This is a genomic window from Pseudoalteromonas sp. DL-6, assembly GCF_004328665.1.
GTDB lineage: Bacteria > Pseudomonadota > Gammaproteobacteria > Enterobacterales > Alteromonadaceae > Pseudoalteromonas.
The window spans coordinates 1,264,861-1,278,717 of sequence record NZ_CP019770.1; the positions used below are offsets into that span (position 1 = coordinate 1,264,861).

Sequence of the window (13,857 nt, forward strand, 5' to 3'; positions counted from 1 at the left end):
AGGCACGTAAACTTGAATATCAGACCCTAGGAGGCATCATTGTTAAAGCAAGACGAAAATTTATCGTTTGTTATTGAACCGCAATTATCACCGCGTGCAGAGCAGCGTCTCGATCTCTATTTTTCTATCCCAAACGAGATGGGTATTAATGCACAAACCCTTAGCGAAGAGTCTTACTTTAATAACCAATTTAAATCTTTTGTAGCCTACAACGCTAATAATATCCACCTTCCATTGGTACGAAGCCGCTTTGTGAGTAAAAACAAAGGTGAGCAACAAGACTACCGACAAAATCTAAATTTATATTGTTATCAAGTACGCCTTGCTATTGATGCTGATATTAAAGATGCGTTAAAAATTCAAGAAAGCGATGAATTTTACCAACGTGCAATGGAGCTTTGCGAGCAAAGCCAAAGCCTACTTCGAAAACTCAGACGTTACACCCCAGATAACGAAAAGTTGATCCCGTTTTATACTAATGCTGATAACTACCTAAGCTGGCAAATTGAACAAACTTTTTTAAAGCTGCTTGATGAAGGCCCGCGTAGTAGCGATCACGCTAAAGAGCGAAATGACTTACTAAACTTTTGTAAGTCAGAGAGTGAGTATCGAGCAGAGCAGCAATATAATTCTGATTCAACACTTAAAGACGCCAATAGAATTACTAATAAGATGCGTTTACTCCAGCGTTTAATAGAGCATGGAGTGATTTTACAGCGCCAAACACGCTATCTTAATAGCTATTTAAAACGTTTGGTAAAAGGCTCTGTAACGGCCGTTATAATGGCTTTTGTAATGGTGGTTATTTTAAATGCGCGTTCTACCTTTACTGAAATAACCGCCTCATTGATTTTGATTTTAGGGGTTATTTACGGGCTGAGAGAAATATTTAAAGAAGATATTACCCGTATTATTTGGCGTGCTATTGTGCGAGGGCGGCCAAAATGGCGGTTTATTTTTAAAAACAGCATCACAAAAGATAAAGTGGCGAGCCAGTTTATTTGGTTAGAATACACCCGGTTTAAAAAAATCCCTAAAGAAGTGAGAAAAATTTTCTCCAAGCGTCGTCAACAAAATAAACAGGCGGCACAATGGCTGCATTTTGCTAGCGAAACACGGGTCAGTGCTAAAGAATTTTTGCCAGGCTACGATAGCTTGCAGCAAACACTGCAATTTAATCTTGCGCCATTTGCACGTTATTTAAAAAAGGGGGAGGGGAAACTCTACCATTTAGAAAATAATAAAATTTCTAAACAGGGAGTCGAAAGACGCTACCAATTAAATATGGTATTAGTTCTAACCGAATCTGATAATGCACTGTATCAACGCTACAAAATCACTTTAAATCGCAGTAAAATTGTCAATATAGAGCTGATTTACACCAGTGACGCTAAAAAAGAGGAATAACATACGTTATTCCTTTATTTCTTAACCTTAACTAGCTTACTTATCTGTTAGCCCTTTTTTGCTGTATAGGGTTACTTTGTCTGATACTAAGGTAATTTCGATGTTTTTAGCGTCATCACCCCAAGTACAGCTAGTATGCAGTGTTTTTTCTACACAATTATCAGCACTACCTAAAATGGCTTCAACTTCAGTTTTGTCCATTCCGATTTTAATTTTTTCGTAATTTTCCAAGCTTACTTTCGAACAAGCCGCAAGACTCAGTGCTGCAGCAATTATTAGTAGTTTTTTCATTGTTATTTTCCTTTGAGTAAATACCGTTAATGATTAAATTTTCGAATTTGTACAATCATCCCCAGTCGAGGGTGATCAAAGTAATGAATATCTTCGCTAAACACCCGTCTAAACTGTGAAAAACGGGCTGACTCTAGCTCTCCATTGTCACGTTTTTCACTAATATCAAAGTGTGCATTAATGAATAAGTAATGGCGCAAGTGTATTTTAAATAGCCCATCTAATTCCCATTTCATTTCGGGAGATTGAGTTTCGATAAATAGTGGCTCAGGCGTATTTATCAAGCTAATAAAATCAGAATTGGCGTAACTAATCGCGGTGTTTATATTGTTCTTTAATTGGCTGCCTGCAAACAAGTGTATGCTAGGCGAACGTGATTTGCTCGCACCTTCAAATCGCCAGCCGGTGTGTAATAAAGGAGTAAGTCCTTTGCGGTCTAGGGCTTGACGTTGTGATTCGAACTGCAATTGCTCAGGGGCTAACAGGTAAGTTTGCTCCATCGTCTCTTGTGCTGGTGCCTGAGGGATTACTGGTAGCACATCGTAACTCTTTATATAATCAATGCTGTCGTTACATGCTGCTGACTGTGGGTTTGAGTTAACTAAGGTGTCAGCAAAGGTACGTGTTTGAAAACGCGGGTCGCCGTTTATACACGCGTCCATTGCTTGGTTTTTATAAACTGGGCTTAGTAAATCTAAGGTGTTTTTATCTTCTATGGCATCGTGCTTTAAGCTAAAGTCTTCTTGTAGGTATGGGGCAGGGCGTTGTTTAAATATCAATACCTCTACTTCAAACCAGCGCTCTGCAAATGCAGTACTGCTGAACAAGCAGCATAAAATAACCAGCGATTTTTTCAGCAACATTAATGGCTAACCTTTTTTTCGAAATCTGCAATCATAGCAGTGATCATTTTTAAGCGTTCACGGGCATTTGCCTCGCTAATGGCAAAGCGTAATTTATTTGCGCCATCCATCTTGTAGATATGCGGCGCACTTTGTATCAAACCAATAATGAAGCTAGGATTAACCTTAGTATTTTGACTAAACTCAAAGTAACCCCCTTTCGGGTTAGCTTCAATTTTTGTTATGCCTAAATTACTCGCCTGCATTTTTAGTTGTTGTAAGCTAAACAAGTTTTTAGCTGCATCGGGTAATAAACCAAAGCGGTCTATCAATTCAACTTGCAACTCATCAATATCAGCAAGACTAGCACAACTTGCTACACGCTTGTACATTCCTAAACGCGCGTTAACATCGTGAATATAGTCATCTGGCAACAGAGCCGGTAGCTTTAAGTCTACTTCTGTCTGTTTTTGTAATAGATTTTCAAGAGTTGGCTCTTGACCATTTTTAAGTGCGTTAACGGCCTGTTCAAGCATTTCCATGTACAAATTAAAGCCAATGGTCTGCATTTGCCCTGATTGATCATCCCCTAATAGCTCACCCGCACCACGAATTTCTAAATCATGAGTTGCTAAGGCAAAGCCAGCGCCTAAATCTTCTAATGAGGCAATCGCGTCTAAACGTTTTTTCGCATCTTTAGAGAGTGCCTTAGGGTTACCGGTAAGTAAATAAGCATAGGCTTGGTGATGGCTTCTACCTACACGTCCGCGTAATTGGTGTAGTTGAGCAAGACCAAGTTTATCGGCTCTATCCATAATTATGGTGTTTGCTGTGGGCACGTCAATACCGGTTTCAATGATTGTGGTACACACAAGGACATTGTATTTTTGATGATAAAAGTCGGTCATTATCTGCTCAAGCTCTTGCTCTCGCATTTGCCCATGTGCAGAGGTTACTGTTGCCTCAGGCACCCATTCACTAATTTCTTGAGCGACACGTTCAATGGTTTCTACGTTGTTATGTAAAAAGTATACTTGGCCGCCACGTTTAATTTCACGCAGTACCGCTTCGCGAATAAGCTCTTCGTCGCGTTGGCGTACAAAGGTCTTAACCGCTAAACGTTTAGCCGGTGGAGTGGCAATAATTGATAAATCACGCATGCCACTCATCGCCATGTTTAATGTACGCGGAATAGGCGTAGCGGTCAGAGTGAGTATGTCTACATCAGCTCTCAGGGCTTTAATTTTTTCTTTTTGACGAACCCCAAATCGGTGTTCTTCATCAACAATTAACAGGCCTAAATCTTTAAAGTTGATATCTTGTTGAATCAATTTATGAGTGCCAATAACCACATCTAGCTTGCCATCACTCATTCTTTCAAGGGTTTCTTTTTGCTCTTTGGTCGAATTAAAACGCGACAGCACACCCACTTCAATTGGAAAATCAGCAAAGCGGTCTTTAAAATTATCGTAGTGTTGCTGAGCAAGTAGGGTGGTAGGGACTAAAATAGCCACCTGCTTATTATCGTTAACTGCTACAAAGGCTGCACGCATAGCTACTTCGGTCTTACCAAAACCTACATCACCACATACTAAGCGATCCATGGCTTGTTTTGACTGCATGTCACCAAGTACCGCTTCAATGGCGTTACGTTGATCATCCGTTTCTTCAAACGGGAAGCTATCGCTAAATTGGCGATAAGCTTGGCCATCAAGCGTAAACTTATTACCAGGCTTAGCTTGGCGTTGTGCATATATGTCGAGTAACTCTGCGGCTACATCACGTACTTTTTCGGCGGCGCGCTTTTTCGCTTTATCCCAGGCATCAGAGCCGAGTTTATGCAGTGGCGCACTGGCCTCTTCACCGCCTGAGTAACGACTAAGCATATGAAGTGCCGATACCGGCACATAAAGCTTTGCTTCACCTGCATAAGTAATTGTTACAAATTCAGTCACCACACCGGCGGCATCAATCGTTTGCAGCCCTTGATAACGGCCCACACCATGGTCAAGGTGCACAACCGGTTGACCTTCTTTAAGCTCTGCTAAGTTACGAATTAGCGCGTCTTGGCTTGCTTCATACTTGTGCTTACGACGTCTGCGTTGTGATACTTTGATCCCAAGCAATTCTTGCTCGGTAATAATGCTCAAGCTTGGTTTAGTACTAAGCACTACACTTTGCTCAAGCGGACTGACAATTAAACCAACGTCATTACTGCTGTTGGTAAACTGCTCAAAACTATCAAATTCTTTAAATTTTAAGCCGCTAGGTTTTAATATACTCAGTAATGATTCGCGTCGACCGTCTGACTCAACACTGATGACAACTCGGCCTTTTTTCTTTTTTTGTTCTGCCACATAATTTATAAATGCATCGTAGGGTTGATGTTGTTTATGATCGATGCGTACATTGGGCAATTCATTAACTGCGAGGTTTTTATTACCTGCTTTGGTGCCTAGCTTTGCTTGCGATAGGCGAATGCGGCCATAATTGCCTAAATTGGAAAACAGCTCATTAATTGGCTGATATAATTCATCGGGCGGTAATAGTGGACGCAGAGGATCTACACGGCGGTTCTCATAACGCACATTAACATCGTGCCAAAAGTTATCTGCTGCATGCTCTAAATCCCCTAACTGCATGACCGTTGTTGAGTCAGGCAAGTAGTCGAATATGGTTGCTAAGCCTTCAAAAAACAGCGGCATGTAATATTCTATACCTGCTGGCCAATTGCCTTTGCTGACCTGCATGTAGACTGAGTCTTGCTCAGCACTTGCGCCAAATTTTTCACGATAGCTTATTCTGAAACGTTCAATATCTGATTCGTTAGTAGGGAACTCATGAGCAGGCAGTAGCTCAATTTTGTCTACTTTTTCGTCTGATCGCTGAGTTTCCACATCAAATAAACGGATGGTATCTAGCTCATCATCAAAAAAGTCGAGCCTAAATGGATGCTTACTCCCCATGGGGTATAAATCAACAATAGAGCCGCGTATGGCATATTCGCCATGTTCCATGACTTGTTGCACATGTAAGTAACCCGCTTGCTCTAAATTTTCTCGCAGGGCATGAGTGTCTAATCTATCGCCTACTTTAAAGTTCAGCGTTGAGCCGTATATAAATGATGCTGGGGCAGTACGCAGCATCAAGGTTGATACCGGCACAATGAGCACGCTTTGTTGCTCTTTTTTCAGTGTATTGAGTGTTGCTAAGCGCGCTGAAATAATATCTTGGTGGGGTGAGAAGTGATCATAAGGCAATGTTTCCCAATCCGGAAATATCATCACTGGGTTATCAGGCAGCAAGTACTCTAATTCTGTTTCAAGGCGCAGAGCACTTGGTGTATCAGGGGTAACAATTAACACCAAGTTATCTTGCTGTTTTACACCTTGTGCAATAGCAATGCTTAAGCCACTGCCTAAAAGTTCGCCCCATTGAATTCTATCTTTTTGAGATTTTACCCAAGGCAAGGCTGCCCATTGCTCAAACGCCATTAATTACTCCATTAAATTAGGCTCTTAACGAATAAGAGCCACACTATTATTTAGTCACGGTAAATTTTTGTTAAATCTTGATAATGATCAATTCTACGGTCGCGTAAATACGGCCAGATGCGTCTTACGTTCTCGCTGCGTTTTTGATCAAGTTTTACCATTAATATTTGTTCATTTTGGTTATCAGCCTCTGCCAACATTTCACCTTGAGGGCCTGCAATAAACGAGTTACCCCAAAATTGAATACCGTCACTTTGACCGCTCGGGTCGCTTTCATGACCAACCCGGTTACAACTAATCACCGGAACGCCATTAGCAACCGCATGCGCTCGCTGTGAAATAACCCAAGCTTCTTTTTGGCGGGTTTGCTCGTCTTTATCATCGCGAGGATCCCAGCCAATAGCTGTTGGGTAAATTAAAAGCTCAGCACCGGCCATTGCCATTAAGCGCGCGGCTTCAGGAAACCATTGATCCCAACATACCAGTACACCTAGTTTACCTACTGAGGTTTGAATAGGCTCAAAGCCTAAGTCCCCAGGAGTAAAGTAAAACTTTTCATAAAACCCTGGGTCGTCTGGAATATGCATTTTACGGTATTTACCTGCAATGCTGCCGTCTTTTTCAAGCACCACGGCGGTATTGTGGTAAAGGCCCGTAGCACGTTTTTCAAATAATGACGCTACAATCACAATACCAAGCTCTTTGGCGAGTTCACCTAAAATATTACTACTTGGGCCTGGTATTGTTTCGGCCAAATCAAATACATCAACGTCTTCGGTTTGGCAAAAATATAAACTACGGTGTAATTCTTGAAGTACAACAAGTTGCGCGCCTTTACTTGCTGCATCGCGAATGCCCGCAATTGACTTTTCAATGTTATGTTCAGCGTTGTCACTGTTGCTTTGTTGCACTAAGGCAACTGATAAATGTGCAGGGCTTGTCATTGTGCTGCTCCAGCTAAAAATCCACGGGGTAATTGCATTGTAATGCAGTGAAGACTGCCAAATTGCTCAATAATAGGTAAACAATTTACACCAATAATTGTGTGCTCTGGGTATGCTTTTTGAACTTGTGTTAAAGCACGTTGGTCGTTTATATCGTCATAAATAGGCACTAATACTGCGTTATTTATAATTAAGTAATTTGCATAGGTGGCAGGTAGACGCGTATTTTCATCGTCATACACGGCTTTTGGCCACGGTAACTCAATTAGCTTATATGGGGTGTTATCAGCAGTTTTAAAGCTTTGTAGTTGTTTTTCCATGGCATCTAGCGCGCTAAAATGCTCATCGCTTTTATCGTCACATTTTACATACACAAGGGTGTTGTTAGGTGCAAAACGAACGAGCGTATCAATGTGGCTATCGGTGTCGTCACCAGCTAAATAACCATGATCAACCCATAAAAAATCAGTAGCGCCTAAGTGCGCTTTTAAAAGTACTTCTATGTCACTTGGGTTTAAATCAGGGTTACGGTTTTTATTCAGTAAACATTCGCTAGTTGTTAGCAATACACCATGTTCATTAATTTCAATACCACCGCCTTCAAGCACCATATCGAGGGCTTGATACTGGTTGTTTGTATTGCTTAGCTGTTTAACTAATGTGTGGTTTATTTGATTATCAAGGGCACTTTCAAACTTATTACCCCAGCCATTAAAGGTAAAATCGTAGACTTTTAATTGCTCTGGCTTTTCTATAGCGCTGCAGGTAAGTGGGCCATGGTCGCGCGCCCACGTATCGTTAGTGGGAGTAACAACAAAATATACACGGGTTTGCTCAATACCAGCATCATTTAGTAATGAGTTAATGTGGGTTTTTAATATTTCATCATGAGCAACAATCACTAAGGCTTGTTGCGCAGTAATATGTTTTGCAAGTTCAATATAAACGGGTTCAACACGCGCTAAATTATCAGCCCAATCGGTATTTTTGTGTGGCCATGTAAGCATAACTGCATCTTGCTCGGCCCATTCAGGTAAAAGTCTAAAGTTCATGGATTTTTAATACAAATAAAGATGGGGCTAGTTTAGCAGTTCAATTACGGCTAAGTCACTTTTAAATAAGTGTTTGAACTACAATTTAAAGCGGTAAATAAACACTGGTGTTACTCGTTTGAACTCTCTTTTGCTTTTTCAAGTTGCTGACGCTTTTTAAGCTGGCGTGTTTGCGCATGTAAACTGGCTCTAACAACTAACTCTTGATCACTGTCTCTTATTGATACAAAGAGCAGGGTATATTGGTAATGCTCATTGTCTTGTTTTTCTATAGCAACGACTTCGCTATAACAATACACTGCAGAGGCTTCGTGTTGTAAAAACAGTTTGGTACGAAATTTCTGACCTAATGTGTACAAATGTTCACTGGTAAACTTAATTCCGCCGCCGCCATAACTGTCGCAATAAATAGAGTTATCTTCAGGTTGTTCTGAAGCTAAAATATGGCTCATGATCAAATCTATTTTGCGCGACTGAGCTTGTAAAAACGTCGTCAGTTCTTGGGCAATATCTCCTAAGTTACGCAAAGGGCCCAAAGCGCTTTGATCTAAACTACTGACTTCGTTAGCAAGTTTAAATAAAGGCGGAATATCTGCGTCTAGTTCAGCTAAACTTTTTGGTACCACCGCGTCATCTACAGTAAATAGATTGACGCGATTGCTTTCTTCAATTTGAAAGTAAAGCTCAAAATCAGCTAATTTTTGATTATTCATTTTTAACTCCTAGCCTCTATCCGTTAATAGTAGCGTTGCGGTTATTAAATTACTACACAGCAAGCCAATAAAAATAAGCTAAATAACGGTTTGGCTTCACTATAAAAACGCTAGGGCTGCTGCTTTTTATACAGTCATAATGATTAAGAACATAATAAATATTAATACATTTATACTGAGTATGTATGTTAGCAACTAATAAATAACCAATAATTAACAAAATGCCTTGTAATTAACCATAAAACTCGTAATCTTACCGTAATAATAATAACAAGGGACTACCCACGTGGCTCGAGGACTTAAATTAGCCAGTACATTCTCAGATATATCCACGCAACTGCGACGCTTTGTGTCTAAAATTGTCTTACCCGACGATGTTGATGATATTGTTCAAGAAACCTTTGTTAAAAGTTATGAAGCAGAGCTAAAACAGGATATTCAATATACCCGCAGCTATATGTTAAAAACAGCCAAGCACCTCGCCTTGAATCATATAGCTAAATGGGATAATAAATTTAGTACTCCTTTGAATCACGAAACTGAACTTCCTAAATTGCTCAAATCGATGCAATTAGAAGATGAATACACCTCCAAAGAGCGTTTTTTACTATTTTGCCGAGCTACTGAGCAATTAAGCCCTGTGGTAAGAAAGTGTTTTATATTAAAAAAAGTATATGGGATGAGCCAAAAAGAGATCGCACAGCAAATGCAGCTAAGTCAAAGCACGGTAGAAAAGCACATTGCTAAAGGACTATTAAACACCATGCTGTATATGCGCGAGCAAGCGCAAGATGAGAGTGAGCATGGGCAACAAAGTGCGAGCATTGTGAGGGCAGTAAAATGAATAACGTCCATCAATTTACTTCAAAAGAATTAATCTTAGAAAAAGCATCGCTATGGATAAGCGCGATTGATCGTGGCTTAAGTATACAAGAGCAAGAGCAATTTAAACTATGGATGCTACAAAGCACCGCTCATCAAAATGCGGTATATGAGTTAGCGCAACTGTGGGACGACTTAAGTGTGCTTAACGAACTTAGCGTATTGTTTCCTAATAAACACTCAGCTGGCATTAAAACCAAGCCTGCCTATGTATATGGTATTGCAGCAAGTATTATTGCAGCCTTAATGATGTGTAGCTATTTTTTGATAAACATTGATAGCAACTTTAGCCAAAATTTAGCTAAAGTAAATTATACAAAAATTTATAAAACAAAGGTTGGCGAGCAAGCAACCTATGTTTTACCAGATGGCACAATAGTTCAGCTTAATACCAATAGTTCATTGGAAGTAGCTTATAGCCAAGGGCGCAGACAGTTATTACTAAGCCGTGGGGAAGGACGTTTTAACGTAGCTAAAGATGCATCACGACCATTTAGTGTGATGGCGGGTGACAAAAGCTTTACCGCACTTGGTACAGTATTTAATGTTCAGCGCAATACCTCATCAGATCTCGAGTTGGTAGTCACTGAAGGTAAAGTGATGATCACCGATCCTAGCGTTGCCGTTAATGCTGACGATTTTAAAGCGTATCAGCAAGCTGATAACAGCAATCACGAAATCCGCCAGATCAATGCCAATATAGTGATATCGGGTGAAAAAGCTATTATTGAACAGAGCGTTACTAAACCAATTACACAATTATCGGTTGATGACGTACAACGCGATTTAGCATGGCAAAATGGCATGTTGATATTCAATGGCGAGCAACTGGTTGATGCCTTAAACGAAGTTAGCCGTTATACCGCCACGCGATTTGAACTGTCATCTGATGAATTAGCGCGTATTAAAGTGGCTGGCGTTTTTAAAGCGGGTGATGTCGCAGGGCTTTTAGAGAGCTTACAAAATAATTTTTCAATTGAGCATGAGCGTTTAGGCGAGCATGTTGTTAGTTTAAAATATCAAAAAAAGTCATAGGTAATGGTAATGAAAATCACGCCATTGTTAATCAATGTTACTCATAAGGGTTTAAAAAGTAATTTAAAGATTAAAAAAATGATAAAAACCTATAGAGGATTTTTGTTTGCTAACTGTTTATATAAGTTGCGCAGTAACCATATGTGTTATTTAAGCCCGTTGGGACTCGTTGCACCGCTGTTTTTTAGTATCAGTGTGCATGCGAATCAAATCCAGGGGCAAATGATGCAGTTTGATATAAAAGCGCAACGAGCAGACAAAGCCTTAATTGAATTTGCCAAGCAAACTGAACAAACAGTGGTTTTTTCGTACGAACTTGCTAAACAGTACCAGGCAAATTCGTTATATGGATTTTATTCTCAACTCGATGCGTTAAACGCATTGTTAGCTGAGACTGAGCTCGATGCGGTTGTTGATCAAAATGGTTTACTGAGTATTAAACTCAAACAAATCAATAGGAAAGATAACAACATGATGAAGCTTTCAGGAGTTAGTGCTGCTGTATTACCTGCTTTACTTGCAGTTAATTCACAAGGAATAAATGCCGCTGAACAAAGCGCAGAACAAAACATCGAAAAAATTGCTATTGTAGGTAGTCGTGTCGCAGGACGCTCAGTTGAAGACTTACCTGTCCCCGTTGATATTTTAAGTGCAGAAGCACTCGAAAATACTGGTCAAACTGAAGTTGGCCGCATGCTTCAAGCTATCGCACCTTCTTTTAACTTTTCAAGTTCATCTATTAGTGACGGTACTGATGCATTAAGACCCGCAACCTTACGTGGCCTTGGCCCGGATCAAACATTGGTATTGATCAATGGTAAGCGTCGTCATCAAGCCAGTATTATTCACATTAATACTTCTGTTGGTCGTGGTACTGCGGGTACTGACATGAATGCGATTCCAGCCTCAGCCATTAAACGTATTGAAGTGCTGCGCGATGGCGCTGCGGCTCAATATGGTTCGGATGCAATTGCCGGTGTTATTAATATCGTGCTAAAAGATGACAGCGAAGGTGGTAAAGCGGCCGTTAACTACGGTGAGTACTCTGAAGGTGATGGCGAAACCGTTAATGTCGACTTTAATAAAGGCTTTGCTTTAGGTGATAACGGTTATTTAAATACAACTATTAACTACCGTGATCGTGCACCAACTAACCGTGCAGGCCTTCATGGCTCATGTCAGTTCTATGGCTGTACTGAACTTTCTGATGGTACCTTGCTTGCAGGTGATCCACGCGAATTAACCGCACCACGTGATACATTCAGAATTGGTGATGCTGATTCACAACAATTTGGTTTAACAGTTAACACCGGCTACGAATTAGGAGCGGGTGAACTATACGGTTTTATTACCTATTCAACTCGTGATAACGAATCAGCAGCATTTTTCCGCCATAATGCTAATGCAGGTGGTAACCCGGTACTCCAAGATGGCGATGCAACTATCCCAGCTGGCTTCTTACCTAAAATAAATACCACGATTGATGATATTTCCTATAACTTTGGTTATAAAACTGAATTTGATAACGACTCAAGCTTAGATTTATCGTACACCTATGGTGAAAACAGTATTGACTACACGACCAGCGATACTATTAACGGCTCTTACGCGAATTTTTTACGTTATGACCAAGGCCTAAGTGCAGCAGATATTCGCGCCACGATTCCACGTCAAGGTTACGCTTATGGCATGGAGCTATCACTGCAAACGATCAATCTTGATTTTACTCAAAATTTTGATGACTACTCGTTAGCAATGGGTGCTGAAATTCGTACCGATGAGTACCGAATTTTAGAGGGTAGTGAATATGCATATCGTGATTACGATACCAACAATGGTGTTAATATTTACGATGGACTAAGCGGTGGTATTGGCAGCGAAAACGCATCCGGTGGCACACAAGGCTTTGGTGGTTCATCGCCAGCATCTTCGGTTGATGAGTCGCGTGATGTGATCTCATTTTACTTAGATGCTGAAGCTTACGTTATTGAAGATGTGATTATCTCAGGGGCGTTACGTTACGACAATTATAAAGGGTTTGGCGATACAGTTAACTTTAAACTAGCCGGTAACTGGTCAGTAACTGAAGATATTTCACTTCGTGGTGCGCTAAGCTCAGGCTTTAGAGCACCTTCAATGCAACAGTTGTATTTTAACAACATCAGCACACAGTTTGTTGTAGGCCCTAATGGCAATTTAGTGGCTGAAGAAGTAGGGACCTTTAGAAACGATTCAACCCTTGCCCAAAGTTTAGGTATTCCTAAGCTCACAGAAGAGAAATCTCAAAACCGCAGTTTAGGTATCGTTTATAACGTAAGCGATAATATTAATGTAACCTTAGATTACTACTCAATCGATATTGACGATCGTATTGTAATTAGTAATCGCTTAGGTAAAGGCTTATCAAGCAGCCTTGATGCCGCGTTATTAAGCTCGGGTGCAGGTGCAGGGCAGTTTTTCTTAAATGGCGCTGATACTGAGACACAAGGTATCGACTTTGTTGCTACGTGGAATACAGAAGGCCTAGGCGGCACGCTTGATTTTACTTTAGCGGCTAACTTTACCGAAACCGATGTGGTGTCGCTATTTACACCAGCAGGCTCTGGCCTTGAAACCGTGCCAGTCGATGATGTGTTTTCTGATCAAGAAATTTCTATTATTGAAGAATGGCAACCAGAAGATCGAATTAACTTAAGTGCACTTTATCGTCGCGACGACTGGACCGTAAACCTATCGCTTAACCGTTTTGGTGAGTACACAGTTGAAGATGGCGGCCGCCAGACTTACGGTGCTGAAATTTTAACGGATATTAAAGTAAACTATTTTGTGACTGATGATTTATCGGTAAATATTGGCGCAAATAACTTATTTGATGTTTACCCTGATGAAAACACCATAGGTAATTCACGTTCAGGCACAATTGTGGATGCTCAAGGTAACACCATTGTCAGCAGTGACGGGGTATTTAAGTACTCACGTCGTTCAGCGCCATTTGGCTTTAATGGTGCTTACTACTACGTAGGCGCAGAGTACCGCTTTTAATAACTCTCCTATTGTTATTTAACAACCAAAGGGCCGTAAGGCCCTTTTATCGTTTTTATAGTTACAGTGTTTATAGTGTCATAAAAACTTCACTGTTTTTAGTTTATGAAATCTTCAATAATATCTGGACTAGACCAGATTGAGTGAAATAAATT

The 13,857-nt window shown here is 40.5% G+C and carries 10 protein-coding genes; 4 read left to right on the top strand and 6 right to left on the bottom strand.

The window, feature by feature from the left end; all coding sequences use genetic code 11:
- Positions 1-39: 39 nt before the first annotated feature.
- On the top strand, positions 40-1,407 hold the full coding sequence (locus tag B1F84_RS05915; protein ID WP_008109821.1) for a hypothetical protein: 1,368 nt from the start codon (positions 40-42) through the stop codon (positions 1,405-1,407).
- Between the two features lie 36 nt (positions 1,408-1,443).
- On the opposite strand, the gene B1F84_RS05920 is transcribed toward B1F84_RS05915, so the two are convergent.
- The 6 genes from B1F84_RS05920 to B1F84_RS05945 form a co-directional block, all read right to left on the bottom strand.
- Entirely contained in the window at positions 1,444-1,698 is a 255-nt protein-coding gene (locus B1F84_RS05920; protein WP_008468173.1) for a hypothetical protein, read from the bottom strand.
- Positions 1,699-1,724: 26 nt separating this feature from the next.
- Complete coding sequence (locus tag B1F84_RS05925; protein WP_131690842.1) at positions 1,725-2,561, bottom strand: peptidoglycan binding protein CsiV; 837 nt, start codon at positions 2,559-2,561, stop codon at positions 1,725-1,727.
- Positions 2,561-6,034: a transcription-repair coupling factor gene (gene mfd, locus B1F84_RS05930; RefSeq protein WP_131690843.1), complete on the bottom strand. Its 3,474-nt coding sequence runs from the start codon at positions 6,032-6,034 to the stop codon at positions 2,561-2,563. Before mfd ends, B1F84_RS05925 begins: the two co-directional genes overlap by 1 nt.
- 50 nt (positions 6,035-6,084) lie before the next feature.
- The gene (locus tag B1F84_RS05935; RefSeq protein ID WP_131690844.1) at positions 6,085-6,978 is read right to left on the bottom strand and encodes a carbon-nitrogen hydrolase; all 894 of its coding nucleotides are present in this window, start codon (positions 6,976-6,978) and stop codon (positions 6,085-6,087) included.
- Entirely contained in the window at positions 6,975-8,030 is a 1,056-nt protein-coding gene (locus B1F84_RS05940) for an agmatine deiminase family protein (RefSeq protein ID WP_131690845.1), read from the bottom strand. The genes B1F84_RS05935 and B1F84_RS05940 overlap by 4 nt, the downstream gene beginning before the upstream one ends.
- A gap of 110 nt (positions 8,031-8,140) precedes the next feature.
- Complete coding sequence (locus B1F84_RS05945) at positions 8,141-8,743, bottom strand: PilZ domain-containing protein (RefSeq protein WP_131690846.1); 603 nt, start codon at positions 8,741-8,743, stop codon at positions 8,141-8,143.
- A 286-nt stretch (positions 8,744-9,029) separates the two neighbouring features.
- Here B1F84_RS05945 and B1F84_RS05950 point away from each other — a divergent pair, with 286 nt between their 5' ends.
- From B1F84_RS05950 to B1F84_RS05960, 3 genes are read left to right on the top strand one after another with little or no spacing between them, the layout of a single operon-like run.
- Positions 9,030-9,587: an RNA polymerase sigma factor gene (locus tag B1F84_RS05950; RefSeq protein ID WP_131690847.1), complete on the top strand. Its 558-nt coding sequence runs from the start codon at positions 9,030-9,032 to the stop codon at positions 9,585-9,587.
- On the top strand, positions 9,584-10,660 hold the full coding sequence (locus tag B1F84_RS05955; RefSeq protein WP_131690848.1) for a FecR domain-containing protein: 1,077 nt from the start codon (positions 9,584-9,586) through the stop codon (positions 10,658-10,660). Before B1F84_RS05950 ends, B1F84_RS05955 begins: the two co-directional genes overlap by 4 nt.
- Before the next feature lie 9 nt (positions 10,661-10,669).
- Entirely contained in the window at positions 10,670-13,702 is a 3,033-nt protein-coding gene (locus tag B1F84_RS05960; protein WP_131690849.1) for a TonB-dependent receptor, read from the top strand.
- Positions 13,703-13,857: the final 155 nt, after the last annotated feature.

What these genes read in the sequence shown, in the direction of transcription:
- B1F84_RS05960 (WP_131690849.1), top strand. Translation starts at nt 10,670, where the DNA reads ATGAAAATCACGCCATTGTTAATCAATGTTACTCATAAGGGTTTAAAA.
- B1F84_RS05955 (WP_131690848.1), top strand. Translation starts at nt 9,584, where the DNA reads ATGAATAACGTCCATCAATTTACTTCAAAAGAATTAATCTTAGAAAAA.
- B1F84_RS05940 (WP_131690845.1), bottom strand. Translation starts at nt 8,030, where the DNA reads ATGAACTTTAGACTTTTACCTGAATGGGCCGAGCAAGATGCAGTTATG.
- B1F84_RS05945 (WP_131690846.1), bottom strand. Translation starts at nt 8,743, where the DNA reads ATGAATAATCAAAAATTAGCTGATTTTGAGCTTTACTTTCAAATTGAA.
- B1F84_RS05925 (WP_131690842.1), bottom strand. Translation starts at nt 2,561, where the DNA reads ATGTTGCTGAAAAAATCGCTGGTTATTTTATGCTGCTTGTTCAGCAGT.
- mfd (WP_131690843.1), bottom strand. Translation starts at nt 6,034, where the DNA reads ATGGCGTTTGAGCAATGGGCAGCCTTGCCTTGGGTAAAATCTCAAAAA.
- B1F84_RS05935 (WP_131690844.1), bottom strand. Translation starts at nt 6,978, where the DNA reads ATGACAAGCCCTGCACATTTATCAGTTGCCTTAGTGCAACAAAGCAAC.
- B1F84_RS05920 (WP_008468173.1), bottom strand. Translation starts at nt 1,698, where the DNA reads ATGAAAAAACTACTAATAATTGCTGCAGCACTGAGTCTTGCGGCTTGT.